23 protein-coding genes are annotated in these 24,958 nt (G+C 61.0%); 4 read left to right on the top strand and 19 right to left on the bottom strand.

The genetic code is table 11. The annotated features are described in order from the left end of the window. The first annotated feature begins 137 nt into the window (after nucleotides 1–137). The gene (locus ACIP8I_RS18425; protein ID WP_007965342.1) at nucleotides 138–1,100 is read left to right on the top strand and encodes a zinc-binding dehydrogenase; all 963 of its coding nucleotides are present in this window, start codon (nucleotides 138–140) and stop codon (nucleotides 1,098–1,100) included. 185 nt (nucleotides 1,101–1,285) lie between these two features. Here ACIP8I_RS18425 and ACIP8I_RS18420 read toward each other — a convergent pair whose 3' ends face one another. The 6 genes from ACIP8I_RS18420 to ACIP8I_RS18395 all read right to left on the bottom strand — a co-directional run bounded on the left by ACIP8I_RS18420 (nucleotide 1,286) and on the right by ACIP8I_RS18395 (nucleotide 6,642). After that, nucleotides 1,286–1,939 (bottom strand): HAD family hydrolase, encoded by a 654-nt coding sequence (locus ACIP8I_RS18420; RefSeq protein ID WP_400762878.1) that lies wholly within the window; start codon nucleotides 1,937–1,939, stop codon nucleotides 1,286–1,288. A 34-nt stretch (nucleotides 1,940–1,973) separates the two neighbouring features. Beyond that, a complete protein-coding gene (locus ACIP8I_RS18415; RefSeq protein ID WP_252144357.1) occupies nucleotides 1,974–2,963 on the bottom strand; it encodes an ABC transporter ATP-binding protein in 990 nt (329 codons plus the stop codon). Next, the gene (locus ACIP8I_RS18410) at nucleotides 2,960–3,760 is read right to left on the bottom strand and encodes an ABC transporter permease (protein ID WP_007965346.1); all 801 of its coding nucleotides are present in this window, start codon (nucleotides 3,758–3,760) and stop codon (nucleotides 2,960–2,962) included. Before ACIP8I_RS18410 ends, ACIP8I_RS18415 begins: the two co-directional genes overlap by 4 nt. Next, entirely contained in the window at nucleotides 3,747–4,583 is an 837-nt protein-coding gene (locus ACIP8I_RS18405) for an ABC transporter permease subunit (protein WP_161794911.1), read from the bottom strand. Before ACIP8I_RS18405 ends, ACIP8I_RS18410 begins: the two co-directional genes overlap by 14 nt. Before the next feature lie 5 nt (nucleotides 4,584–4,588). Next, on the bottom strand, nucleotides 4,589–5,395 hold the full coding sequence (locus ACIP8I_RS18400) for an alkaline phosphatase family protein (protein ID WP_400762876.1): 807 nt from the start codon (nucleotides 5,393–5,395) through the stop codon (nucleotides 4,589–4,591). 179 nt (nucleotides 5,396–5,574) lie between these two features. Continuing rightward, a complete protein-coding gene (locus ACIP8I_RS18395) occupies nucleotides 5,575–6,642 on the bottom strand; it encodes an ABC transporter substrate-binding protein (protein ID WP_400762874.1) in 1,068 nt (355 codons plus the stop codon). Nucleotides 6,643–6,994: 352 nt separating this feature from the next. Here ACIP8I_RS18395 and ACIP8I_RS18390 point away from each other — a divergent pair, with 352 nt between their 5' ends. Continuing rightward, nucleotides 6,995–7,708 (top strand): UTRA domain-containing protein, encoded by a 714-nt coding sequence (locus tag ACIP8I_RS18390; protein WP_400762872.1) that lies wholly within the window; start codon nucleotides 6,995–6,997, stop codon nucleotides 7,706–7,708. A gap of 724 nt (nucleotides 7,709–8,432) precedes the next feature. On the opposite strand, the gene ACIP8I_RS18385 is transcribed toward ACIP8I_RS18390, so the two are convergent. From ACIP8I_RS18385 to minC, 9 genes are all read right to left on the bottom strand, one after another. Beyond that, nucleotides 8,433–9,776, bottom strand: coding sequence for an amidohydrolase (locus ACIP8I_RS18385; protein WP_400762870.1), 1,344 nt, complete (start codon nucleotides 9,774–9,776; stop codon nucleotides 8,433–8,435). 66 nt (nucleotides 9,777–9,842) lie between these two features. Next, entirely contained in the window at nucleotides 9,843–11,996 is a 2,154-nt protein-coding gene (locus ACIP8I_RS18380; protein WP_367083923.1) for a mechanosensitive ion channel family protein, read from the bottom strand. 77 nt (nucleotides 11,997–12,073) lie between these two features. Continuing rightward, nucleotides 12,074–12,250 carry a hypothetical protein gene (locus ACIP8I_RS18375; RefSeq protein WP_177327380.1) on the bottom strand — a complete coding sequence of 59 codons (177 nt, stop codon included), beginning with the start codon at nucleotides 12,248–12,250 and terminating at the stop codon, nucleotides 12,074–12,076. Nucleotides 12,251–12,400: 150 nt separating this feature from the next. After that, nucleotides 12,401–13,690: a M18 family aminopeptidase gene (locus ACIP8I_RS18370; protein ID WP_003223140.1), complete on the bottom strand. Its 1,290-nt coding sequence runs from the start codon at nucleotides 13,688–13,690 to the stop codon at nucleotides 12,401–12,403. 167 nt (nucleotides 13,691–13,857) lie between these two features. Next, nucleotides 13,858–14,958, bottom strand: coding sequence for a hypothetical protein (locus tag ACIP8I_RS18365; RefSeq protein WP_400762867.1), 1,101 nt, complete (start codon nucleotides 14,956–14,958; stop codon nucleotides 13,858–13,860). A 51-nt stretch (nucleotides 14,959–15,009) separates the two neighbouring features. After that, complete coding sequence (locus ACIP8I_RS18360; RefSeq protein ID WP_400762865.1) at nucleotides 15,010–15,645, bottom strand: RluA family pseudouridine synthase; 636 nt, start codon at nucleotides 15,643–15,645, stop codon at nucleotides 15,010–15,012. Between the two features lie 168 nt (nucleotides 15,646–15,813). Beyond that, on the bottom strand, nucleotides 15,814–16,068 hold the full coding sequence (gene minE / locus ACIP8I_RS18355) for a cell division topological specificity factor MinE (RefSeq protein WP_003223146.1): 255 nt from the start codon (nucleotides 16,066–16,068) through the stop codon (nucleotides 15,814–15,816). Continuing rightward, complete coding sequence (gene minD, locus ACIP8I_RS18350; protein ID WP_007960626.1) at nucleotides 16,068–16,880, bottom strand: septum site-determining protein MinD; 813 nt, start codon at nucleotides 16,878–16,880, stop codon at nucleotides 16,068–16,070. The genes minE and minD overlap by 1 nt, the downstream gene beginning before the upstream one ends. A 199-nt stretch (nucleotides 16,881–17,079) precedes the next feature. Next, on the bottom strand, nucleotides 17,080–17,817 hold the full coding sequence (gene minC / locus ACIP8I_RS18345; RefSeq protein WP_045121954.1) for a septum site-determining protein MinC: 738 nt from the start codon (nucleotides 17,815–17,817) through the stop codon (nucleotides 17,080–17,082). Between the two features lie 117 nt (nucleotides 17,818–17,934). On the opposite strand from minC, the gene ACIP8I_RS18340 reads away from it, so the two are divergent. Together ACIP8I_RS18340 and ACIP8I_RS18335 are read left to right on the top strand one after the other, a co-directional pair. Next, nucleotides 17,935–18,870, top strand: coding sequence for a lipid A biosynthesis lauroyl acyltransferase (locus tag ACIP8I_RS18340; RefSeq protein WP_400762863.1), 936 nt, complete (start codon nucleotides 17,935–17,937; stop codon nucleotides 18,868–18,870). Nucleotides 18,871–18,905: 35 nt separating this feature from the next. Then, entirely contained in the window at nucleotides 18,906–20,078 is a 1,173-nt protein-coding gene (locus ACIP8I_RS18335; protein ID WP_400762861.1) for a patatin-like phospholipase family protein, read from the top strand. 138 nt (nucleotides 20,079–20,216) lie between these two features. Here ACIP8I_RS18335 and ACIP8I_RS18330 read toward each other — a convergent pair whose 3' ends face one another. The 4 genes from ACIP8I_RS18330 to ACIP8I_RS18315 all read right to left on the bottom strand — a co-directional run. Beyond that, a complete protein-coding gene (locus tag ACIP8I_RS18330; protein ID WP_041068818.1) occupies nucleotides 20,217–21,002 on the bottom strand; it encodes an outer membrane protein OmpK in 786 nt (261 codons plus the stop codon). 373 nt (nucleotides 21,003–21,375) lie between these two features. Further along, nucleotides 21,376–22,161, bottom strand: a complete 786-nt coding sequence (locus tag ACIP8I_RS18325) for an outer membrane protein OmpK (RefSeq protein WP_367083928.1) — start codon at nucleotides 22,159–22,161, stop codon at nucleotides 21,376–21,378. 159 nt (nucleotides 22,162–22,320) lie between these two features. Next, the gene (locus tag ACIP8I_RS18320; protein ID WP_400762859.1) at nucleotides 22,321–23,673 is read right to left on the bottom strand and encodes a nucleobase:cation symporter-2 family protein; all 1,353 of its coding nucleotides are present in this window, start codon (nucleotides 23,671–23,673) and stop codon (nucleotides 22,321–22,323) included. Nucleotides 23,674–23,910: 237 nt separating this feature from the next. After that, nucleotides 23,911–24,958: urate hydroxylase PuuD (locus tag ACIP8I_RS18315; RefSeq protein WP_400762857.1), on the bottom strand; the 1,048-nt coding region annotated here is incomplete at its 5' end.

The following is a 24,958-nucleotide window of genomic DNA, read 5'->3' as shown; positions in this document are numbered from 1 at the left end:
CTGATTCGACGCGGGGACAATTGATAACGCATATTAGGCCGTCTTTGAAGTCGCCGGTTCTACGAGAGCCGGTCGCATAATGCAAAAAGCCCGGCGCTACAGCTTCGGGCTCAGTCCAGACTCACTATGGAGGCACTGTGAAGGCATTGCAAGGCGTTGAAGGTCAAGTGGCATGGCTTGAAGAGCCGAGTCCGGCATGTGATGCAGGACAAGTGCGCATTCGCGTGGCGGCGGCGGGCCTGAATCGCGCCGATTTATTACAGAAAGCCGGGCTTTATCCACCACCGCCCGGTGCCAGTCAGGTGCTCGGTCTTGAGTGTTCCGGGGTGATCAGCGAGGTCGGCGCCGGTTCGTCCTGGCAGGTCGGCGACCGCGTCTGCGCCTTGTTGGCCGGGGGCGGGATGGCTGAAGAAGTGGTCGTCGACGGACGGCACGTGCTGCCGGTGCCCGAGGGCGTTTCGTTGATCGAGGCCGCGGCATTACCCGAGGTTTATGCAACGGTCTGGCTGAACGTGTTTCAACTGGCGGCGCTGAAACCCGGCGAAAAGGTTCTCCTGCACGCCGGTGCCAGTGGAATTGGTTCAGCCGCCATTCAGCTGTGCAAGGCGTTCGGCAATCCCTCTTGGGTCAGCGTTGGTTCGGCCGAGCGCTTGGCCTACTGTGAGGCACTGGGCGCCCAGGGCGGCGTGATACGCAGCGATGATCTGGAGAGCCTGCGCGACTTCGGGCCGTTTGACGTGATTCTTGATCCGGTGGGCGGCAACTACGCCGCGCTGAACCTCAAACTGACGGCACTGGACGGACGCTGGGTACTGATCGGTTTGATGGGCGGGCGTGAGGCAAAACTGGACCTGGCGCAGGTGCTGGGCAAGCGCGTGCAGTTGCTCGGTTCGACGTTGCGCAGTCGCGACGATCAGTTCAAGGCCGACCTGCTCAGTGACTTGGGACAGCATGTGTGGCCGCTGTTTGCCGAAGGACGGTTGAGCCCGCAACTGGCGAAAACCTTTGCGGTGAAGGATGCCGAAGCGGCGTTTGCCGAGCTGGCGAGCAATACGGTGGCGGGGAAGGTGGTGCTGGTGATTGACGACAGCCTCACCTGACACCGCAAAACCTGTGGCGAGGGAGCTTGCTCCCGCCGGGTCGCGAAGCGGCCCCAAATCAATCAATGCGGTGAGTCAGATCAAACCGGTTGAATGATTCTGCGACTGCTTCGCAGCCGAGCGGGACGGTGCGGCGATCCGACAAGCTCCCTCGCCACAGTTAAGCGTCCACATTGGATCTTCGGTTATTTCCAGAGATGAATCGGCCAGCGTGCTTTTTCAGCATGCTCCAGCAGCACCGGATCCGGGTTCACCACATGCGGGAAATCCACCTTCAGCAGCAACGGCAAGTCATTGCGTGAGTCGGAATAGAAACTCGCGCCTTCCAGATTCTCTTCTTCGGCATCCAGCCATTCCAGCAGGCGGGTGATTTTGCCTTCGCGGTAGGTCAGCGTGCCGACGGTCTGGCCCGTGTAAACGCCGTGCGCGACTTCCAGTTCGATGCCGAGAATTTCATCGATGCCGAGTCGATCGGCGATCGGTTTGACCAGGTGCGTGCCGGAAGCCGAGATCACCAGAATCCGGTCACCGGCCTTGCGGTGGGCGGCGATGGTTTTGGTCGCGTCGCTGAAGATGATCGGTTCGATGAAGTCTTCGACCCACGGGCCGACCAGATGCTCGACCTCTTCCGGGGTACGGCCGATCATCGGCTCCAGGCTGAAGGCCATGAATTCTTCCATGCGCAATTTGCCATGGCTGTAGGCGTCCATCAGCTCGTTGTTCTTGCGCATGAACGACTCGGGATCGACCCAGCCCAGGCGCCCCATCTGCTCGCTCCAGAGGGTGGCGCAGTCGCCGTGGATCAGGGTTTCGTCCAGATCAAAAATTGCCAGGGCCATCAGTGCAGTTCTCTCTTCAACGTCAGCAAAGTCATCAGGCTACCTCACACAGGGCCGTCGGATCGATGGAAAGCGCCAGACGCTGACCGTCGGGATGCAGATCCGCCGCCGAGCGGTTGAGCACGTCCACCACCAGTTCCACGCCGCGCGCTTCGACCCGGTAGCGGATCACGTTGCCGAGCAGGCTGTGACTGCGGATCTGCGCGTCGAGTTCGCCATTGAGGCTCAGCTCGATGGCTTCCGGGCGAATCGCGATGCGGTGGTTGATCGGCCGTTGCAGCAGCTTCGAGGCGCTGTCGGCGTCGAGCAGGTTGTAGTTGCCGATGAAACCGGCGGCGAACAGATCGACCGGCGCGGTGTAGAGGGTTTCGGCGTCGCCGCTCTGCACGATCTTCCCTTGGTTCATCAGGAAAATCCGGTCGGACATGGTCAGCGCTTCTTCCTGATCGTGGGTGACGAAAATCGTGGTCAGGCCGAGTTCGCGCTGGATCTGCCGGATCTGCTCGCGCAGGTGTTTGCGAATTCGCGCATCCAGCGCCGACAGCGGTTCATCCAGCAGTAACAGGCGTGGACGGGTCACCAGCGAGCGGGCGAGGGCCACGCGCTGGCACTGACCGCCGGAGAGCTGGTGCGGATAACGGCTGGCGAAATCGTTGAGCTCGACCAGTTTCAGTACTTCGGCGACGCGCTTGTGGCTGTCGTCGGCATTGACCTTTTGCATGCGCAGGCCGAAGGCGACGTTCTGTTCGACGGTCATGTTGGGGAACAGCGCGTAGCTCTGGAACACCATGCCGATCCCGCGTTTCTGCGGGCTCAGCGGCACGATGTCGACGCCATCGAGCAGGATCTTGCCGCCATCCACCGGCGTCAGCCCGGCAATGCAGCGCAGCAGCGTGGACTTGCCGCAACCGGACGGGCCGAGCAGGGTGACGAACTCGCCCTTGTTGATCTCGCAGTTGATGTCGCTGAACACCGTGGTGCCCGCGTAGTTTTTCTTCAGGTTCTGGACGCTGACATAGCTCATTCGCTTTTGTCCTTGTTCAAGATGTTGGCGATCCAGGTCAGGACCAGCACGAAAAAGAAGTACGAGATCACCAGCGCACTGGTGAAGTGGCCGCTGCTGTTGCGCATGTTGTTCAGGTACACCTGCAGGGTTTCGTAGCGCGTGCCGACGAGGATGTTGGCGAACACGAACTCACCGAACAGGAACGAGAACGACAGCAGCAACGCGACCATCAGGCCTTTGCGCAGGTTTGGCAGCACCACCAGAAACGCCGCCTGAAAGGTGCTGGCGCCGAGCAGTTGCGCGGCGTCCATCAGGTCGCGCAGGTTGATCGCCTGCAGGTTGTTGGTGATCGCCCGGTACATGAACGGCAGCGCCACGGTGAAGTAGCAACCGATCAGGATCCACGGCGTACCGACCATCGCCAGCGGCCCGGAACCATAGAGTTGCAACAGCCCGACCGACGACACCACTGGCGGCACCGCGAAGGGCAGCAGGATCAGGATGTTCATCAGCGCATCGAGTTTCGGGAAGTGGTAATGCACCACGAACAGCAGCGGCAGGATCAGCACCACCGACAGCACCAGCGCGCCGACGCACACCAGCAGCGACTGGCCGAAGGCATGCAGAAAGCGTGGGTCGCTCCACAACTGGAGATACCACTTGAAGGTGAAACCGCTGGGCAGAATGGTCGCCGACCAACTGCTGGCAATCGAGTAGATCAGCGTACCCACCAGCGGCAGCAGCAGGATCGCGAACAGCAGATAAACCACGACGCGGTGGTAGACGCCGGCCGGGCCGGATTCAGCGCGAGACATGGTAGCTCCTCTTCAGCAGCAGTTGATGCACGACGGTGACGAGGGTCATCAACGCCACCAGCACCACAGCCAGGGCGCTGGCCAGATTCGGATCCAGGGAAATATCCCCGGAAACCATCGCCGCGATGCGGATCGGCAGCACGTTGAAGTTACCGGTGGTCAAGGCGTACACCGTGGCGTAGGCGCCGAGGGCGTTGGCCAGCAGGATCACGAAGGTGCCGAGCAGCGCCGGGGTCAGTACCGGCAGGCCAATGTGGCGCCAGAATTGCCAGCCGTTGGCGCCGAGCAGCGCGGCGGACTCGCGCCAGTCTTCACGCAAGGCGTCGAAGGCCGGGTAGAGCAGCAGCACGCCGAGGGGAATCTGGAAGTAGGTGTAGAGGATGATCAGGCCGGTTTTCGAATACAGGTTGAAGTCCTGAATGATCCCCGCCTGCTTGAGCATGATGGTGATGCTGCCGTTGAACCCGAGCAGGATGATGAATGCGAAGGCCAGCGGCACACCGGCGAAGTTGCTGGTCATGTTGGCGAAGGCATTCACGAAGTTGCGCAGTTTCGAGTCGACCCGGCGCAATGAATACGCACCGAGCACGGCGATGATGATGCCGAATACGCTCGACCAGAAACTGATCTCGAGGCTGTACTGGATCGCCTGCAGGTAGAACTTCGAACTGAAGATCTTACTGAAGTTGGCAAAGCCCCAGCCGAACTCTTCCGACTGCAGGCTGTTGATCATCACCCAGACCAGCGGGGCAATTTCGAACACGATAAAGAACAGCGCGAACGGCACCAGACACAGGGCCGCCAGCCATTTGCCGCGAGTCATGGCATTCACTTGAGCAGCTCCCGGCACACAGGTTTGTCGTGGGGCACACCGAGCAGTTCGCAGACGGTGCCACAGATCTCGGTCTGCTTCGGCGCGGCGTCAGCGTTGAGGCTGAAGGCGTTGCCGAGGACGAACAGCGGCACCTGGCGTTCTTCCGGCAGCAGGCCGTTGTGCGAGCGGTCGTTGTTCATGCCGTGGTCGGCAGTCACCAGCACCTGATAACCGGCGTCGAGCCAGCCTTGCAGGTAATCGGCGAGGATGATGTCCGCCGAGCGCGCGCTGTTGCGGTATTGCGCGGAGTCGAGGCCGTGCTTGTGCCCGGCGTCGTCGATGTTCATCGGGTGGACCAGCAGGAAATTCGGCGCATGGCGCAGGCGCAGGCTTTCCGCGTCGGCGAACAGGTGCGAGTCCGGGTAGTGATCGTTCCAGTAGAAGTGCCCGTGCTGGATCGGTAGTGCAGGATCATCGGTATGCCGGTCGCGGGCCGCCACGAACGGCGAACGGTTGTACAACTCGCTGACCCAGTGATACGCCGCCGCAGCGGTTTTCAGGCCGGCGTCGCGGGCGTAGTGATAGATGCTGCGCTGGTTGGACAGGCGCGCAATGTTGTTGTGGACGATACCGCTGTCGATCGGCGGTACGCCGGTGAGGATGCATTCGTAAAGCGGTCGGGACAGGGCCGGCAACTCGCACTCCAACTGATAGAGCGCGGCGCGTCCTGCGCCAACGTAAGCCTGCAGATGCCCCATGGCGTGCCGCGCGACCTCGTGGTTGAGACCGTCGAGCACGACAAGGATGACGTTGTGCTTCATAGGGGCAAAAACTCCGCGAAAACAGGAAGTGTCAGATTCATTCGGGCGTCCTTGTGGGAGCGAGCTTGCTCGCGAAGGCGTCGTGTCAGCCAACATCAATGTTGAATGAAACACCGCATTCGCGAGCAAGCTCGCTCCCACAGGGATTTCCGGCAATCCCGAAAGTGGGATCTACAGGCTTACTTCATCTCTACGATGACTTCTTCGTTCCACTTCTGCGGCAGGGCCTTGGAGGTTTTTTCCCAGGCGTCAGCGTCCTTGATCGGCGTGACTTTCTTGTACTGCTCGTTCGGCAGCAGCTTGGCTTTCACGTCTTCCGGCAGTTGCAGGTGATCGGCACGGATCGGACGGGCGTTGCCGCGAGCGAGGTTGGTCTGGCCGGCGTCGCTGAAGATGTATTCGCGGGTCAGCTTGGCGGCGTTCGGGTTTTTCGCGTATTTGTTGATGATGGTGGTGTAGCCGGAAATCACCGAGCCATCGGACGGGATCAGCACCACGTAGTCATCCGGGTTGGCCATCTTGGCCTTGTAGCTCAGGCCGTTGAAGTCCCAGACCACGCCGACTTCGATCTCGCCTTTTTCCATGGTGGCGATGGTCGGGTTGGCCATCGACAGGCGACCTTGCTTGGCGATGTCTGCAAACAGCAGCAGGGCCGGCTGGATGTTCTTCTCGTCGCCACCATTGGCCAGGGCAGCGGCCAGTACGCCGTTGGCGGCTTGCGCGGCGGTGCTCACGTCACCAATGGAAACCTTGTATTTGCCGCCCTTGAGATCAGCCCATTTGGTTGGGACTTCGGAGCCGTGCAGCAGCTTCTTGTTGACGATGAAGGCGATGGTGCCGGTGTAGGCCAGTGCCCAGTTGCCGTCCTTGTCCTTGGCCCAGTCCGGGACTTGCTCCCAGGTGCTTGGCTTGTACGGTTGCACCACGCCTTGCTTGACCGCGATCGGGCCGAAGGCGGCACCGACGTCGCCGATGTCGGCAGTGGCATTGTCTTTTTCAGCGGCGAACTTGGCGATTTCCTGGGCCGAGCTCATGTCGGTGTCGATGTGTTTCAGGCCATAGGTCTTGGCCAGATCTTCCCAGGTGCCTTTCCAGTTGGCCCAGTCATCGGGCATGCCGACGCTGTTGACGGCGCCTTCCGCTTTCGCAGCGGCTTCGAGGGTTTTCAAGTCGGTGCCGGCGGCCATGGCCGAGGTGCACATTGCAATGGTCGAGCCTAACAGTGTTGCCAGGAAAAGCTGTTTCATTCCGAAGCTCCTTGGTCGTGTTCAACGCTGCGATTGCGGTTTGTGTTGGTCTAGGTCAGCAATACCTGAGCCAATTTAAGGGGGCTGGATGACACTTTGATGTCGGCGGTCGCCCGGCAGGCCTTTTATTGGCCCGGTTTCGGCGCTTGCCCGGTAAGCGTAGACCAAGGTCAAAGCCCCGGCGGACAAGGGACTTGGCCGATGTATTGCAAGTCATGAGAGCGACCGTCGGGCGGGTTTGTCATCTCTCGGTCATCTGCACTGCCTAGGCTTGCAATACAAGGAAACGGCTTGCAGGCCGTACGGTTTTTGCCCCGAAACAGTGCTGGTCTAGTCCAGATAGGTAACGTTAATGCGCGATGAGGCAACAAAAGCGGTGACAGCGATTGGTCAGGTGCTGCAGGAGCAACTTGATCACGGTCTGCTCGCGCCCGGGAGCAAGTTGCCGGCCGAGCGCAAGCTCAGTGAGTTGTTCGGCACCACACGGATTACGGTGCGCGAGGCGTTGTTGCAACTGGAGGCGCAGGGGCAGATTTATCGCGAGGAGCGCCGTGGCTGGTTCGTTTCGCCGCCACGTCTGGCATACAACCTGATGCAGCGCAGTCACTTTCACGCGATGGTCAGTGCGCAGGGGCGGGTGCCGTCGACCGAGGTGATTTCGGCGCGGTTGCAGCCGGCGTCGGTGGCGGTGTGTGCATTGTTGCAGTTGCCTGCTTTGTCGAGCGTGATTCAGATTTGTCGGTCGCGGCGGATTGACGGGCGGCTGGTGTTGTATGTCGAGCATTATCTGAATCCGCAGTATTTTCCGGGGATTCTCGAGTTTGATCTGAATCAGTCGATCACCGAGTTGTATGCGCGGCATTACGATTTGCACTATGGGCGGGTGCGGTTCGAGATTGTGCCGACGTCATTGTCGGTGGATGCGGCGGCAGCTTTGCGGGTGTCTGTCGGGAGTCCGGGGTTACGGATTGCTCGGGTCAATTATGATCAGCATGAGCGGTTGATTGATTGTGATCTGGAGTTTTGGCGGCATGATGCGATTCACGTTGGTGTAGATGTTGTTTGACCTTGGCGGCCTTTGGGCCGACCAGGTTCTTGGGGTTTTGGGTGTATATCCGTTGCTTCGGGTGCTGCCGCTGACGGTTTCGCTCTTACAGCGAGTCCCTTTGGCAAACGCCCCAAAGGAACCAAAGGTCTTGGCCCCGGCGTACGGCCCTCGCTTAGGCTCGGGTTCCTTCGTTGCGGGGTTCATCCGGGGGCATCGCCTACGGTTTGCTTCGCTGCACCTCCTCTCGATGTGTTTGGCTTCGCCAAACGGTCGCTGCGCTCCTACCCCCGGATAAACCCCTCCACTCAGCCTGCCGAAGGGGCCGGCACGGCAAGATCAAGAGCTGCAGCCGAGCTTGCGCTCATCCTGTTGAGTGGTGAAAAGCGTGCGGTCGGCTTTTGCTTTTCTGTAGGAGCGAGCCTGCTCGCGATGGCGGCCTGACAGCCGACCAATCTCCAACTGCCTGCACTCAATCCAACTGTGGGAGCTGGCTTGCCAGCGATGGTGGCCTGACAGCCGACCAATCTCTCACTGCCTGCACCCAATCTCTCTGTGGGAGCTGGCCTGCCAGTGATGGTGACCTCCCAGCCGACCAATCTCCAACTGCTTGCACTCAATCCAACTGTGGGAGCTGGCTTGCCAGCGATGGCGCCCTGACAGCCGACCAATCTCTAACAGGCTGCACACGGTCAAATGTGGGAGCGAGCCTGCTCGCGAAGGCGCCCACACTGTCACTTCATCTCTACTTGCCCGCCCCGGCATTGGCATACAAATAATCCGTCGCCAGCGACGCCATCGTCCTCACTCCAACCACCAGCGCCGACTCGTCCACAAAGAACCCCGGATTGTGATTCGGCGCCGCCTTGCTCATGTCCTGATCCCGTGGCGTCACCCCGAGGAACACAAACAGCCCCGGCACTTCCTTGGCAAAGAACGAGAAGTCTTCCGCGCCGCCCACCAGCGGAGCATTGACCACGTCATCCTTGGCTGCCCACTTCAACGTCGGCAGCATTTTTTCCGTCAGTGCCGGGTTGTTGATCGTAGGGTCGTATTTTTCGATGATGGTCACGTCGGCTTTCGCGCCGCCGCTTTCGGCGATTTTTTCGATGGTCTGGCGCACGTCGGCGTGGAGTTTCTGACGGATGCCGTAGTCGTAGGAGCGGATGGTGCCGCTCATGTCGACGGACTCGGGAATGATGTTGTAACGGGTGCCGCCGTTGATGGTGCCGATGCTGACCACCGACGGATAGGACGAAATGTCGGTGCGGCGGCTGACCACGGTTTGCAGGCCGACGATGGTTTGTGCGCCGACGGTGATCGGGTCGATGCCGTCCCAGGGGCGGCCGGCGTGGGTTTGTTTGCCGAGGATTTTGATGCGCAGATCGTCGGAGCTGGCCAGGGTGGCGCCTGGACGGTAGGCGATCTGGCCGGCGGGGACGCCGGCCCAGACGTGGAGGCCGAAGACGGCGTCGGGTTTGGGTGATTTCATCACGCCTTCCTGCACCATCATTTTCGCGCCCCAAGTGTTTTTACCGTCGGGGATGAAGTCGCTCGGGCCTTCTTCGGCGGGCTGGAAGTAGAACACCACGGTGCCGGGCAGGGTATCGCGCATACCCGTAAGAATTTTCGCCGTGCTCAGCAGGATCGCGGTGTGGGCGTCGTGGCCGCAGGCGTGCATCACGTCGACTTCTTTGTCCAGATAAGTGCCTTTGGCTTTCGAGGCGAAGGGCAGGTCGGCGACTTCCTTGACCGGCAGCGCGTCCATGTCGGCGCGCAGGGCCACGGTCGGGCCGGGCAGGGCGCCTTTGAGGATGGCGACCACGCCGGTGCGGGCGACGTTGGTTTTGACTTCCAGGCCCATCGCTTTGAGTTGCCTGGCGACCAGCTCCGCGGTGCGTTTCTCGGTGTTGCCCAGTTCCGGATGCGCGTGGATGTCGCGGCGGGTTTCCAGCAGTTGCGGTTCAAGTGCCTTGGCTTGCGTGGCGATCTGTTCGCGGGTGCTGTCCAGGGTGGCGGCGCTGGCGGCGCTGGCGGTGCCGGCCAGCAGGGTGAGCAGAACGGTCTGGGCGATACGTGTCAGCTGCATCGGGTTTCTCCATGGTTATTGTTTTTCTGGCTTCCCTGCCTGTGACCCGAGTGTCTGCGCGAAGTGCTATTCCTTCGGCTGGCCACCGCCGGCAGTGATGACCTGCACGCTCATGCGTGGCGTCGCCAGATCGAGTCCGGCCTCGTCCAGATGGCGCTTGAGCGACAGGTTGAACGCTCGGGAAACTTCCCATTGTTTGATCGGTGCGGTCTTGAACCGAGCGCGAAGAATCGCGCTGCCGGACTCGAAACTTTCCACGCCCTGGATCTCCAGTGGCGACCAGATGTTGCGCCGCTGCAGCGGGTCGGTGCGCATTTTCTGGCCGACTTCGCGCATCAGTTTGATCGCGTCGTCGATTTCCATGTTGTACGGCACCGCCACCCGGAATATCGCGTAGCCGAACTCGCGGGAGTAGTTCTTGATGCTTTTGATTTCGCTGAACGGGATGGTGTGAACGATGCCGTCGATGTCGCGCAGGCGCACGGTGCGGATGGTCAGGCCTTCGACGGTGCCGAGGTGGCCGCCGACGTCCACATAGTCGTCGATCGCCAGCGAGTCTTCGATGATGATGAACAGGCCGGTGATCAGGTCCGCCACCAGCGACTGCGCACCGAAACCGATGGCCAGACCGATCACACCGGCACCGGCCAGCAGTGGCGTGACGTTCATGCCCATGTTCGCCAGGGCGACGATCAGCGCGATGATGAAAATCGCCACGAACAGCACGTTGCGGATCAGCGGCATCATCGTTTGTGCGCGGGCATTCGCCAGGCCTTTGCGCGAGCGGGTGAGGGCGTGGTGCACGGCGGTGTCGGCGAGGATCCAGATCAGCCAGGAGAAAATCAGCGTGCCGATCAGGCTGAACAGTTTGACGCTGACATCGTGCCCTTCGCCCTCGGCAAACCCGATCAGCGACTTGCCCCATACGCGCAGGCCGAGCTCGATGAAGGTCAGCCACACCAGCAGGTGGGCGAGGGTGTAGAAGAAGCTTTTCAGGCGCTCCGAGTACAACGCATGACGCTTCGGCCCGCGCTGCGGTTTGAGTGAATGACGGCGCACAAGGCCGTTGATCACCATGCACATCACCAGCAACACCGTGCAGATCAGCGACTGGCGCAGGGCGGTGCTGGTGTCGCCGGCGGAGACGAAGGTGGCGAACAGCGAGATGCCGACCAGCACCAGCGCCGGCACGTACCAGAAGGTGCCGAGGATATCGATGGTGTCGCTGAGGGCGCGGCGGGTCAGGCGGCGGGACAATGGCTGGTTGCGGATCAGGTGCGCGATCGGCCGGCGGAAACGCAGGATGAACAGCCCGGTGAACAGCGCCGCGAGCACGTTGGTAATGGTCGCGGTGGTGTGCGCCAGGTGCACGCCGAGGCCTTCGACCAGGCGCGGGTCACTCAGCGCTTCACCGAATGCGGCGAAGCTGCCGATCAGCCACAACGGACGGAACGCCTGATGGCGCAGGATGTACAGCGCCCGGTGCCGGTGCGGACCGTCGAGCAGCGAGAAGGCGATCACGCAGATCGCCGAGAAACAGGTGCCGACCACCAAGGCATAAGCCAGCACCATCGCCAGGCTTTTACCCAGCGACGATGGCAGCGCGTAGCTCATGTACACGGTGATGACCAACGCAATCAGCCACGGCCCGAGCTTGCGCAGGGCGAAGCGCAGCATGTCGAGGGCCTTGGGATGCTGCGGCAGTTCTTCGGTCAGACCGAAGCGCATGCGCACCCGGTGACCGAGCCAGATCAGCGCGGCGGCGAGCAGGCTCCAGACCATCAGGATCACCGCGAAGCCGAAGATGATCGGCAGCCATTCGCTGGCCGGCAGCATCAGGTTATCGAGTTCGTCCCTGGCCAGATCGAACTCGTCGGACCAGCGGGTCAGCGGGCTGTCGTCACCGGAGAACTGCTTCTCGAAACTGGCCAGGGTGCCGCCGATCAGGCCCAGCACGCCTTCTTCCGGTGAGGCCTGGGCTTTCTTGGTGGCGTCGCGCAGCTTTTTCAGGTCGCTCAGCAACTGTGCGCGTTGCTTGTCGTTTTCCAGCGACTTGATGACTTCATCCAGCGACTGGCCCAGCGGCTCCTGCGCCTCCGGCTGCGTCTTGGTGGAGTTGAGCAGCCCCGGCAAGCCGACCGCATGGGCAGGGGCCAGCGGCAGCAGCGTCATCAGGCAGACAAGGAACAGGCAGGGCAGTGCAAACAGACGAGCGAACACTAGGCGGTCAACCTCGCAAAGGGGCGAATTGAGCGAGTGTACGAGGCAGCCGGAATCAATGCGAGCCGGGCGCCGATTTATTCGTTGAGTTTGGCGAGGATCTTGTAGACCACGGTCGCCAGGATCATCAGCATGCCGATCCACATGGCGAAGACACCGGCGTTCTTGTCGCGGAAGTTGAAGCCGATGGCGAGCAGGATCATCCCGGACAGGATCGGGACGAGCATGGCGTGGAAGGAGGACATCGAAATCATGGAGACTGCCTTGTCATAGGGGATGATTTAAGTCTAGGTCGCTTTCGACCTGTAGGAGCTGCCGAAGGCTGCGATCTTTGCTTTTGATCTACCAAAACACAAGATCAAAAGATCGCAGCCTGCGGCAGCTCCTACAGGGGGGCGATCAGCTTACGGTAGTTCGCGGCTGGCGTAGAACGCGCTCAGCACTTTGACCAGGTGCGCCAGGTCGTGGCTGCCGCACAGTTCGCGGATCGAGTGCATGGCGAAGGTCGGCAGGCCGATGTCGACGGTGCGCACGCCCAGGTGGCTGGCGGTGATCGGGCCGATGGTCGAGCCGCAGCCCATGTCGCTGCGCACCACGAAGCTCTGCACCGGCACTTCTTCGGCCATGCACAGGTGGCGGAAGAACCCGGCGGTTTCGCTGTTGGTGGCGTAGCGCTGGTTGCTGTTGACCTTGATCACCGGGCCGGCGTTGAGTTTCGGGCCGTGGTTGGCGTCGTGCTTCTCGGCGTAGTTCGGGTGCACGCCATGGGCGTTGTCAGCCGAGACCAGCAGCGATTTCTGGATGGTGCGGACGAACTCGTCACCTTCCGGCAGCAGACGGCGCAGGGTCTGTTCGAGCATCGGGCCATCAGCACCGCACGCCGAGCAGGAGCCGACTTCTTCGTGGTCGTTGCACACCAGCACGCAGGTTTCTTCGGTGTCGGCAGTGAGCAGCGCTTGCAGGCCGGCGTAGCAGGACAACAGGTTGTCGAGGCGTGCGCCGGCAATGAAGTCGCCATGCAGGCCGATGATTGCCGCGCTCTGGGTGTCGTAGAAACTCAGCTCGTAATCCAGCACCACGTCGGCGTTCAGACCATGTTCGCGAGCCAGTTGATCGGTGAGTACCGCGCGGAAGTCGACACGTTCGTCACCGGCGAACTGCGCGAGGATCGGCGGTAACTCAGTCTGCGCGTTGATCGCCCAGCCCTGATTGGCTTCACGATTGAGGTGAATCGCCAGGTTGGGAATGATTGCAATCGGTGCCTTGAAGTCGATCAGCTGGCTTTCGACCTTGCCGTCGCGGCGGAAGGTGACGCGGCCGGCCAGCGACAGGTCGCGGTCGAACCACGGCGCCAACAGCGCGCCGCCGTAGACTTCCACGCCCAGTTGCCAGAAGCCCTGACGTTGCAGTTCCGGTTGCGGCTTGACCCGCAGGCACGGGCTGTCGGTATGGGCGCCGACCAGACGGATGCCGTCGTGCAGCGGCGAGTTGCGGCCCATTTTGATCGCGACGATCGAGGAGTCGTTACGGGTGACGTAGTAGCGGCCGTTGGCCTCGGTGGTCCACGGCTCGCGCTCGTCGAGGCGCACGTAACCGGCGGCCTCCAGACGCTGAACAAGGCTGGCGGTGGCGTGGAACGGGGTAGGGGAGGCCTTGAGGAAGTCGATCAGGCCTTGGTTCAACTCTTCGCGCATAAGAAGCTCCAGACAGCAATGGGCGGGAGTTTAACGCATCGGCCGGGGAATTGAATCTGAACCGGATTCCTGTCGGGGCTGCGATACGCTGCGATCTTTTGATTCGGTTTGTTGAAATCAAAATCAAAAGATCGCAGCGTGCCGCAGCTCCTACAGGATGGTGGTGTTCAGCGGGCGGCGGCTACGCGTTTTTTCAGGTAGCTCATGATGACTTTTTCGTCCTCGGGTTTATCCGGACGCGGCAGCTGTTGCGGCCAGGGCTTCTGGCTCAGCAGTTTTTTCTGCCGGCTTTCGTCCCAACGGAGTATTTCCCGCGAAGCACATTCCCACCATTCATGGCGGCAGGCGCTGTAGTACGGATCTTCCGGCGCCGCGCTGCCGTACAGCAGGTCGCGACCGACCTTGCGCAGCGTGCCGCTCTGGTGACGCAGCTTCCATTTGATTTTCAATCGGCGCCAGGCCGACGGGAACGGTTTGACCCGTGGCACATCGCTGCACAGATCCACCAGGCGCTGGCTGAACTGCTCGCCGTGCTGGGAGAAGAAGTACGTCTGCATCGCGTGGAAAAAACGTTTTTCTGCGAAGTAGTGGTAGACGTGTTTGCGCGCTTCCACCACTTGCCGCTCACGCATGGCGTACGACAGGGCGATCTGTTCGATGGTGTGGATTTCGAAGCCGCCGAGTGTCCACTCATCAATCAACCGGATCGACTCTTCGAACAGCGCCGAGTCGCTGTCGGTCACGCCGCACAAACCGCTGTTGTAGAGCTTGAAACCGTTATCCGGTGTCACGCCGTGGCGGCGCAGGTCGCGACCGAGTTTTTGATAGTCGGGACGCTGGTGCACATCTTTCCAGTCGTACTCGAAGCGATCCATCACCGAGCGGTTCGGCTCGATGAATTTGAACAGTTGACTCGGGTGGCGGGTAAACAGGGTGTCGGTGTCGACGAACAGGGTCTTTTCCGCCCACTGCATGCCCGCGGCGATGGCGCAGGCCTTGCGACGGTGGTGATAGCCGTGGGTGCCTTGCCAGCGGGTCAGGGTCGCGTCGTCCAGCAGCACCGTGTCGACCGGCCAGCCCGCATAGTCATCGGGGCGATCGGTGAGAATGCGAATGGCCGGTCGCTCGCCGTTTTTGGCTTGGGACAGCGCGGTCAGGATGCTGAACTTGGCTTCGCGCCGGTACACATCCTGATTGCCGTAAATCAGGTAAAGCAGTTGATGACGAACTTTCGAGAGGGGTGTTACCAGGGAATCAATACAACTCATCCGAAAACAAAATCCTTGTACAAAAAAAACGCGCTGCCGCTCAGGCAACGCTTAAAACGGTGCCGGGCATTCGAAGCGCAGACGCTCGCCGGTTTGCGGGTGGGTGAAGCTCAGCATGCTGGCGTGCAGGCACAGACGCGGCCAGGCGGCCAGGGCCTGTTCGTGGGCGTAGAGCCCGTCGCCCAGCAGCGGGTGACCGATGGACAGCATGTGCACACGCAACTGGTGCGAGCGCCCGGTGATCGGCGTCAGTTCGACGCGGCACCAATCGCCGCAACGTTCCAGTACGCGCCAGAAGGTCAGCGCATGCTTGCCGAATTCGTGGTCAACCACGTGCCGCGGTTTGGTCGGCGGGTCGTAGCGCAGCGGCAGGTCGATGCTGCCGCTGTCCAGTTCCGGCTGACCCCAGGCCAGGGCGGTGTAGGCCTTTTCGGTTTCACGGTCGTGAAACTGCCGCGACAGTTCGCGGTGGGTGTGGGCGTCGCGGGCCAGCAGAATGATGCCGGAGGTTTCCCAGTCCAGGCGATGGACGATGCGTGCTTCCGGGTAGCCGTTTTCCTGCAGGCGGGTGATCAGGCAGTCCTTGTTGTCGTCGGCGCGACCGGGCACCGAGAGCAGCAAGGTCGGTTTGTCGACCACCAGTACGGCGGCGTCCTGATGAATGATGCGGATGTTGGACAACGGCATTAAAACAGCCTCGTAACAAATGCCAACGGCGGCTCAGACTGTTGATAACCCTGTAGGAGCTGCCGAAGGCTGCGATCTTTTGTCGTTGAAGATCAAAAGATCGCAGCCTTCGGCAGCTCCTACACGAGCATCAACAGCCCGAGCCGCCGTAGCGACTGCCGGATCGACTCAGCGATCGGGCAGGGTGATGTTGAGTTCCAGAATCGAGCAACTGCCCTGGCTTTCCAGTGCAACATGTACGTCGTCGTTGCCGATATTGACGTACTTGCGGATCACGTCGACCAGTTCCTTCTGCAAGGCTGGCAGGTAATCCGGCGTGCTGCGCTGGCCGCGCTCATGCGCCACGATGATCTGTAGACGCTCTTTCGCTACCGAGGCGGTACTTGGCTTTTTGTTGGCACGAAAGAAGTCAAAAAGGTTCATTACCTACCTCCAAACAGGCGCTCGAAGAATCCCTTCTTCGTAACATCGAGGAAACGATGTTCTTTTTCTTTGCCCAGCAGACGATCAACGGCATCGCTGTAGGCCTGACCGGCATCGCTCTGGTCGTCGAGAATCACAGGGACGCCCGAGTTGGAAGCCTTCAGGACCGCCTGCGACTCAGGGATGACGCCCAGCAGGGTCACGGCCAGAATTTCCTTCACGTCTTCGACGCCCAGCATTTCGCCATCGCTGACGCGCTGCGGGTTGTAACGGGTCAGCAGAAGGTGTTCCTTGATCGGCTCTTCGCCGAGTTCGGCACGACGCGATTTGCTGGCCAGCAGGCCGAGCATGCGGTCCGAATCTCGTACCGAGGACACTTCCGGGTTGGTCACGATGATCGCTTCGTCGGCGAAGTACATGGCCAGGTGCGCACCTTTCTCGATGCCAGCCGGGGAGTCGCAGACCACGAAGTCGAAGTCTTCCTTCAACTGCATCAGGACTTTTTCCACGCCTTCCTGGGTCAGCGCGTCTTTGTCACGGGTCTGGCTGGCGGCCAGCACGTAGAGGTTTTCCAGGCGCTTGTCTTTGATCAGGGCCTGTTGCAGGTTGGCTTCGCCGTTGACCACGTTGACGAAGTCATACACCACGCGACGCTCGCAACCCATGATCAGGTCGAGGTTACGCAGGCCCACGTCGAAGTCGACGATCACTGTTTTGTGGCCGCGCAGAGCGAGGCCGGTACCGATAGCGGCGCTGGTGGTGGTCTTACCCACACCACCCTTGCCGGATGTAACCACGAGAATCTTGGCCAAGGTGTTTCACCCCTAAGGAAGAAGGACTTTTTAGCCCCTGAAAAACATCTCTTGAAAACTACTGCAGTCGGACAGCCTTGGCTGGAATTCGGCGCAAGTCGCAATTGCCGGGGGCAAACGCTCCTTGATCCTTTTTCCTACTTCGTTTGAGCCGTTTTCGCTACGTTTTAGAGATGCTTGGAAAATGCGGCAGTATCCGTTAAAGCCGAATGATGTTCAACACGTCGGCCGACAGGCTGACCTGTACGCCGGAGCCCCACAGTGGATCGCGGCGCAAATCTTCGGAAACCTTGTAATGCCCGGCGATGGAGATCAGTTCAGCGCTCAATTGCTGACAGAAAATCCGGGCCTTGGTGTCGCCTTTGACGCCGGCCAGTGCGCGACCGCGCATCGGGCCGTATACATGGATGTTGCCATCGGCCAGAAGTTCCGCCCCTGGACTGACCGAGGAAACCACCACCAGATCGCCACCCTGGGCATATATCTGTTGGCCACCACGTACTGGCGTAGTGATGACGCGGGTCGCTTTGACGGTCGGCTCCGGCGGCTTTTCCGGCTTCTTTTTGACTTCCGGTTCCGGCGCTTCCAGCGGTCGCTCACGAGCGCCGGACGGCGGCAGCACCGGGATGTCGATGGCGATGGCGGCGGCGATATCTTCGATACGGCTGGCGCGGATCGCCAGGGTGCGCAGGCCATGCTGGCGGCACACGCGCATCAGGCCGGGCAGATCGACCGCACCTTCGCCGGGCGGCAGTTTGTCCAGCGCCAGGACCAACGGTGCATTGCTGAAGAAATTCGGCGCCTGGGCGACTTTGGCGGCCAGTTGCCGATCAAGGCTGTCGAGGTCGTTGCGGGACAGTTCCAGCACCGTGATGGCCAGCATGCTGCCCTTCAACTGGAACACGGGATCTCGGTCTGGCGATTCGTTTTGGCTCATATCGGCATACAACGGCTTGTCACTAAAAGTGCCGAGACTTATAACGAGAACGCCCGCGAGCCGCAAGCCGGGTCGAACGATGTAGAATGCGCGGCCACTGAATTTACGGAAGCTTTAATGGATCGCCCGCGTTTTCGAAGAGCCTATCTTTCTCCCCGCTTCTGGCCGCTCTGGTGCGGTCTGGGGCTGTTGTGGCTGGTCGTGCAGTTGCCGTATGCGGTTTTACTGACGATCGGTCGTCTGCTGGGCGCATTGATGTATCGCGTAGCCGGCGACCGGCGGCGTATCGCCAAGCGTAATCTCGAGCTGTGCTTCCCGGAAAAATCCGCTGCCGAGCGCAAACGCCTGCTCAAGGAAAACTTCGCCTCCACCGGCATCGCGTTTTTTGAAATGGCGATGAGCTGGTGGTGGTCGCGCGAGCGTCTGGCGAAACTGGCGCATGTCGAAGGCCTGGAGCATCTGCAAAACGCCCAGCGCGAGGGCAAGGGCGTGATCCTGATGGCTGCGCACTTCACCACCCTGGAAATCGGCGCCGCGTTGCTCGGTCAGCAGCACACCATCGACGGCATGTACCGCGAGCACAAAAACCCGTTATTCGACTTCGTCCAGCGTCGGGGCCGCGAGCGGCACAACCTCGATTCGCTGGCGGTGGAGCGTGACGACGTGCGCGGCATGCTCAAGCTGCTGCGTTCAGGCCGGGCGATCTGGTATGCACCGGATCAGGACTACGGCGCCAAGCAGAGCATCTTTGTGCCGCTGTTCGGCATTCAGGCGGCGACCGTGACCGCGACCACCAAATTCGCCCGTCTGGGTAAAGCGCTGGTGGTGCCGTTCACTCAGGAGCGTCTGGCCGACGGCAGTGGTTACAAACTGGTGATTCATCCGCCGCTGGAAGATTTCCCCGGTGAAACCGAAGAGGCCGACTGCATCCGCATCAACCAGTGGGTGGAAAGTGCGCTGCGCGCCTGCCCTGAGCAATACTTGTGGGCGCACCGCCGCTTCAAGAGCCGTCCACCGGGCGAGCCGAAGCTTTACCCGAAACGGCGTGGCTGATTCACTCACCCTTTCAAGCACCATGGAGCGTTGCGATGAGCCCAGCTGAACCGGTCACAGGTTTGATTCTTTCCGGCGGCGGGGCTCGGGCGGCGTATCAGGTGGGGGTGCTGGCGGCGATTGCCGAATTGCTGCCGCTGGGTGCGGACAACCCGTTTCCGGTGATCGTCGGCACCTCGGCCGGGGCGATCAACGCGGTCAGTCTGGCCAGTGGCGCCAGCGATTTTCGCGCGGCCATCGAACGCCTGACCCTGTTCTGGCAGGGCTTTCGCAGCCATCGAGTGTTGCGCAGCGACTGGCCGGGGGTGATCCGGCAGGCCAGCCGCTTTGTCAGTCACAGCCTGCTCGGCATGGGCCGGCACCTTCCGGTGGCGCTGCTCAACAGTTCGCCGCTACGCGACCTGCTCAATGAAAAACTGCACATGCCCGGCATCGCCGAATCCATCGCGCGCAAGCAATTGCATGCGGTGGCGGTGACCGCGTTCGGCTACGAGTCGGGACAAGCGGTGACCTTCTATCAGGGCGGCGGCAAGATCGATGCGTGGTTGCGCCATCGACGCATCGGCGTGCCGGCGCAATTGTCGGTGGACCATTTGCTGGCCAGTTCGGCGATCCCGTTGCTGTTTGCCCCGGTGAAAATCGGCGAGGAATATTTCGGTGACGGCGCAGTGCGGCAATCGGCACCGATCAGCCCGGCGCTGCACCTGGGCGCGAGTCGGGTGCTGGTGGTGGGTGTCAGCGGCAACCCGCGTGGTGTCGATCCGCAGCAGCCGCTGGAGCGCGCCTACACCGGCCAGCAACCCACCCTGGCGCAGATCGGCGGGCACATGCTCAACAGCACGTTCATTGACAGTCTGGAGAGCGACATCGAGTTGCTGCAGCGCCTCAACCAGTTCAGCCACCTGATGCCCGAGGGCACGCCGACCCGCGAGCTGGGCGTGGCGCCGGTGGAGGTGCTGGTGATTTCGCCGAGCCAGCCGATCGATGAAATCGCGGCGCGGCATCGTCAGGAATTGCCGGCGGCGTTGCGTCTGTTTTTGCGTGGGCCGGGAGCGACCAAGACCAGTGGGGCAGGGGTGCTGAGTTATCTGCTGTTCGAGGCGGGGTATTGCAGCGAGCTGATCGATTTGGGGCGGCGCGATGCGTTGGCCAAGCGTGAGGAGCTGTGCCGGTTTCTCGGGATCAGCGAAGCGGTCGTTCCCACATGAAGTCTGCGGTGCGGCAAATCGCTGGCAAGCCAGCTTCCACAGGTTTTTGGGTGGGCACAAAAAAGTGAACGACACATAACCCTGTGGGAGCTGGCTTGCCAGCGATGGCGTCCTCGCAGACGCCATCTACACCCGTCATCAGAAGTGGAACTTCACCAGGAAGCTGGTCACGTTCTGATTGGTGGTAAAGCCACGGGTGTCGTCGATCCCGTACTTGTCTTTCCAGTAGTCGTATTCAACACCGACGTACAGCTGCTTCTCGCCGAAATGCAGCGCCTTGCCCAGGTCGTATTTGACCTGTGGGTTGAAGTGCAGGTTGGCGTGGTATTCGCCTTTGCTGTTGACGTCGTTGTCGACCACCCAGTCCATGTAACCGTCGATCAGCACGTTCGAGCTGCCGACCGGGATGGTGTAGGACCAGACCGGGGTGATCTGCCAGACGTTGTCACCCGGACGCGAGCCGTCGGTGTGACGCTGGTAGAAGTTCAGCTGGAAGTAGTCGAAGCCCGGGATCGCCAGGTCAAAACCTGGACCGATCAGGTACGACTCGACGTCGCCTTCACCGAACTCGTAGGTCATCGCCAGCAGCACGTCCTTGATCGGGCCGAACTCGAGCTTCTGGTCCAGTACCTTGCCCAGCGAGATGCGCGGCTGGAACTCACCGTAATAGGTGTTGTTGCCGACGCCGCCATCCGGCTTGCCGTTGTAGAAGATCTTGTCGATGAACAGGAAGTTATCCCCGTACTTCCAGGCATCGGCGTGCTCGAAGGTGACGGTCTGCTGGATCGCCGGATTGACCTTGAAGTCTTTGCCGTAGAGGTAGGTCAGGCTGTTGTTCTGCCATTGCAGCAGGCCATCGGCCATGGCCTGGCCGCCGGCCAGCATCGATCCCGCGAGCATCAGGCTGGTGCACATGCGTTTCATTCGGTTGCTCCCAAAGTAGGTGTTCCACGTTTATTTTTTTAAGATCGGCGCTCTGGTGTGGCGCCTTTTTTCGTTGCTGCAAAAGTCATCCGACCGGTCAGCTTTGATGCTGTTAGCAAGAGCTGAGCCAAGGCTTTCGAAAAGCAAAAAAACGCCCGTTCGGCTGCTGAAAAACAGTCGATTGAGCGTGTTTTCGGGATGCCTCGGTACTGACCGGGGCCGGGATAAGTTGGCCCGTTGGTCAGGAATTAAATCCGGGCTTTTTTTTAGACCGAATTCAAGAGGCCGCGGAGAATACTGACTCCTCGGCCAGGTCTCAAGTGCCCCGCAACAGAGCACCGACGACAGGTATGGGGCACGGTTGCGGGCCATCTTAGAAATGCACCTTCACCAGCAGGCTGGCGGTGTTCTGATTGGTGTCGAAGCTGTGGGTGCTTTCGATCCCGTATTTGTTTTTCCAGTAACTGTATTCGGTGCCGACATACAGCTGCTTCTGACTCCAGCCCAGGGCTTTGCCGAGGTCGTATTTGATCTGCGGGTTGATGTGCAGGTTGGCGTGGTAGGTGCCGCGCGAGTTCTGATCGTTGTCGACCACCCAGTCCAGATAGCCGTCGATCAACAGGTCGGAATTACCCAGCGGCACGCTGTAAGACCAGCCCGGGGTGATCTGCCAGACGCCATCGCCGGGGCGCGGGCCTTCGGTCTGGCGGCGGAAAATGTTCAGGGTCACGTAGTTGAAGCCCGGCACCTTGAGGTCGAAGCCGGGGCCGATCAGGTAGGCCTCGCTGTCGCCTTCGCCGTACTCGTAGGTCATTGCCAGCAGCACATCCTTGATCGGGCCGAACTCGAGCTTGCGATCGAAGATCTTGCCGAACGAGAAGCGTGGGGTGAATTCGCCGTAGAAAGTGTGCGGGCCTTTGTTCGCGTCTTCTTTGCCGTTGTAGAAGATCTTGTCGACGAACAGGAAGTTGTCGCCGTACTTCCACTTGTCGGCGTGCTCGAACGTCACCGTCTGCTGGATCGACGGGTTGATCGCGAAGTTCTTGCCGTACAGGTAGCTCAGGCTGTTGGTCTGCCACAGCAGTAAATCGCCGGCCATGGCCTGACTCGCGGCCAGCAGGCCGCCACTCAACAGAACGTTGGTTTGCGTGCGAATCATTGGTTGCTCCCTCTTGTTTTTATTGTTGAGGCAGGGTGTTGCACAGTCCCTGTGGGAGCGAGCTTGCTCGCGAAAGCGGTGTGTCATTCAACAGTGATGTTGACTGACATGGCCTCTTCGCGAGCAAGCTCGCTCCCACAGGGATAATCGGTAATGCTGTTAATGCGCGTGGCAGTCGTTGATCGCTGCGCGTTCAGCGCCGCCAAGAATGTTGAACAACAGGTTCAGCGTCAGCGCGCTGAGGGTGGCCATGGCGATGCCGCTGTGGGTGATCGGGCTCATCCACATTGGCAGATGCGCGAAGAACTCCGGACGCACCACCGGGATCAGGCCCATGCCGATGCTCACCGCCACCAGCAACTGGTTGCGGCGGTCACCGATGTCCGCCTCCTGCAGGATCTTGATCCCGGTGGCGGCGACCATGCCGAACATCGCAATCGCCGCACCGCCCAGCACTGCTGGCGGAATCGACGCGACAAGAAATGCCGCTTTTGGCAGCAGGCTCAGCACGATCAGCAGACCACCGGCAACGATGGTCACCGAACGGCAGCGCACGCCGGTCATCTGCACCAGGCCGATGTTCTGCGCGAAGGAGGAGTGGGTGAAGGTGTTGAAGAAACCGGCCACGAACGAGGCGCCGGCATCGCACAGCAGGCCGCGACGCAGCATGCGTGGGCAGACTTCCTGACCGGTGATCTTGCCCAGTGCAAGGAACATCCCGGTGGACTCGACGAAGATGATCACCACCACCAGACACATCGACAGGATCGGCGCCAGTTCGAATTTCGGCATGCCGAAGTGCAGCGGGGTGACGAACTGAACCCACGGCGCGTTAGCCATGCCGCTCAGGTCCACCATGCCGATCGCGCCGCACAGCACGTAGCCGAAACACATGCCGATCAGTACGGAAATATTGACCCAGAAGCCGCGCATGAAGCGGTGGATCAGCAGAATGGTCGCCAGCACCAGAGCGGCGATGGCCAGATAAACCGGCGAACCGAATTGCGCAGCGGCGGCACCGCCACCGGCCCAGTTCACGGCCACGGGGAACAGCGACAGACCGATCGAGGTGATGACCGTGCCGGTCACCAAAGGCGGAAAGAAGCGCACGACCTTGGACATGAACGGCGCGATGAGCATGCCGAAGAAACCGGCGGCGATGGTCGCGCCGAAGATCCCTTGCAGACCGATACCGGGCATGCCGGCCATGGCAACCATGCTGCCGACCGCCGCGAAACTGGCGCCCATCATCACCGGCATGCGGATGCCCATCGGGCCGATGCCGAGCGACTGGACGATGGTGGCGATACCGGCGACCAGCAGGTCGGCGTTGATCAGGAAGGCGATTTCTTCACGACTCAGGCCAGCGGCCTGTCCGATGATCAACGGCACCGCGATGGCACCGCCGTACATCAGCAGAACATGTTGCAAACCGACCAGGATCAGTTGCAAAAGGGGCAAACGCTGAATGGCGGGTGCGTCGGGGATGCGCGCTTTGGACAGCTCGGACATGCAACACCTCGGATCTTTTTTATTCTTGTGATTGAACAGCTGCCGGGTGGCTCACAGCTGTCCTTTTGCATCATTCATATTTGTGGCTGCAGAGATTTTTTGTGGCGAGGGAGCTTGCTCCCGCTGGACTGCGCAGCAGTCCCTGCTCTTCAGGCAAAGAGAGGGGCCGCTTCGCGACCCAGCGGGAGCAAGCTCCCTCGCCACAAAAGCCTGCTTTTACACAGGCTTTTGTCTGGCTCAGTTGGTCTGCGCTCCCTGGGCGATCCATGCACCGATCAGGTCACGTTCCTGCTGGGTCATCTGAGTGATGTTGCCCAGCGGCATGATCTGCGTGGTGATGGCTTGCGCCTGGATCCGCGCCGCGTTCTGGCGGATCTGCTCGGGGGTGTCGAACATCACACCGGCGGGCGCCGCGCTGAACAACGGGCTGGTCGGTTTGGCCGAATGGCAGACCGCGCAGCGTTCCTGGATCACGTTGTGCACCTTGTCGAACGCAGGACCGGCGTTGGACGCTTGCGCCGGTGCCGCAGCAGGGGCAGCCGGAGCGGCTGGCGCTGCAGGTGCCGCCGCTTCAGCCGGTTTCGCGCCACCGCCCAGTGCCGTTTCCGGCAGTGGCTGGTACTCGATTTTCGCGGGTGCCTTGGCCACGTCCGGTGCGGTCGGCATCGGCGCAGGGCCGGTGACGTACGCCAGGGTGATCATGCCCACCGCTGCCACGGGCAGGGTCCAGGCAAACTTGTGGCTGTCGTGACGGGTGTTGAAGTAGTGACGCACCAACACCGCCAACACTGCGATCCCGGCCAGGATCAACCAGTTGTACTGGCTGCCATAAGTGCTCGGGAAGTGGTTGCTGATCATGATGAACAGCACCGGCAGGGTGAAGTAGTTGTTGTGACGCGAACGCAGCAAGCCCTTGGCTGGCAGCGCCGGGTCCGGCGTGCGGTTCTCGGCAATCGCCGCGACCAGTGCACGCTGCGCTGGCATGATGATGCGGAACACGTTGCCGACCATGATGGTGCCGATGATCGCGCCGACGTGCAGGTACGCACCACGACCGCTGAACACCTTGCTGAAGCCATACGCCGCGCCGATGATCAGCACGAACAGGATGAAGCCGAGCAGGGCGGGTTTCTTGCCAAGGGCCGAATCGCAGAGGAAGTCGTAGATGAACCAGCCGGCGATCAGCGAACCGATGCCGATGGCCACGCCTTCAGGGCCGGTCAGGCCGCTTCCGGGTGCCACGAGGTAGAGCACGGGGTTGGAGTAGAACACCACGCACAGCAGC

The sequence above is a fragment of the Pseudomonas sp. NPDC088414 genome (assembly GCF_044753325.1).
GTDB lineage: Bacteria > Pseudomonadota > Gammaproteobacteria > Pseudomonadales > Pseudomonadaceae > Aquipseudomonas.
The sequence above is the reverse complement of the archived record's forward strand: the minus strand, read 5'-3'. Positions and strand labels throughout refer to the sequence as shown.

Coding starts and splice junctions, on each gene's coding strand:
- ACIP8I_RS18370 (WP_003223140.1), bottom strand. CDS start 13,690: ATGCGCGAAGAGTTGAACCAAGGCCTGATCGACTTCCTCAAGGCCTCC.
- ACIP8I_RS18365 (WP_400762867.1), bottom strand. CDS start 14,958: ATGAGTTGTATTGATTCCCTGGTAACACCCCTCTCGAAAGTTCGTCAT.
- ACIP8I_RS18395 (WP_400762874.1), bottom strand. CDS start 6,642: ATGAAACAGCTTTTCCTGGCAACACTGTTAGGCTCGACCATTGCAATG.
- ACIP8I_RS18400 (WP_400762876.1), bottom strand. CDS start 5,395: ATGAAGCACAACGTCATCCTTGTCGTGCTCGACGGTCTCAACCACGAG.
- ACIP8I_RS18335 (WP_400762861.1), top strand. CDS start 18,906: ATGAGCCCAGCTGAACCGGTCACAGGTTTGATTCTTTCCGGCGGCGGG.
- ACIP8I_RS18320 (WP_400762859.1), bottom strand. CDS start 23,673: ATGTCCGAGCTGTCCAAAGCGCGCATCCCCGACGCACCCGCCATTCAG.
- ACIP8I_RS18325 (WP_367083928.1), bottom strand. CDS start 22,161: ATGATTCGCACGCAAACCAACGTTCTGTTGAGTGGCGGCCTGCTGGCC.
- ACIP8I_RS18360 (WP_400762865.1), bottom strand. CDS start 15,645: ATGCCGTTGTCCAACATCCGCATCATTCATCAGGACGCCGCCGTACTG.
- ACIP8I_RS18385 (WP_400762870.1), bottom strand. CDS start 9,776: ATGCAGCTGACACGTATCGCCCAGACCGTTCTGCTCACCCTGCTGGCC.
- minC (WP_045121954.1), bottom strand. CDS start 17,817: ATGAGCCAAAACGAATCGCCAGACCGAGATCCCGTGTTCCAGTTGAAG.
- minE (WP_003223146.1), bottom strand. CDS start 16,068: ATGAACCTTTTTGACTTCTTTCGTGCCAACAAAAAGCCAAGTACCGCC.
- ACIP8I_RS18405 (WP_161794911.1), bottom strand. CDS start 4,583: ATGACTCGCGGCAAATGGCTGGCGGCCCTGTGTCTGGTGCCGTTCGCG.
- ACIP8I_RS18420 (WP_400762878.1), bottom strand. CDS start 1,939: ATGGCCCTGGCAATTTTTGATCTGGACGAAACCCTGATCCACGGCGAC.
- ACIP8I_RS18340 (WP_400762863.1), top strand. CDS start 17,935: ATGGATCGCCCGCGTTTTCGAAGAGCCTATCTTTCTCCCCGCTTCTGG.
- ACIP8I_RS18390 (WP_400762872.1), top strand. CDS start 6,995: ATGCGCGATGAGGCAACAAAAGCGGTGACAGCGATTGGTCAGGTGCTG.
- ACIP8I_RS18375 (WP_177327380.1), bottom strand. CDS start 12,250: ATGATTTCGATGTCCTCCTTCCACGCCATGCTCGTCCCGATCCTGTCC.
- ACIP8I_RS18415 (WP_252144357.1), bottom strand. CDS start 2,963: ATGAGCTATGTCAGCGTCCAGAACCTGAAGAAAAACTACGCGGGCACC.
- ACIP8I_RS18410 (WP_007965346.1), bottom strand. CDS start 3,760: ATGTCTCGCGCTGAATCCGGCCCGGCCGGCGTCTACCACCGCGTCGTG.
- ACIP8I_RS18330 (WP_041068818.1), bottom strand. CDS start 21,002: ATGAAACGCATGTGCACCAGCCTGATGCTCGCGGGATCGATGCTGGCC.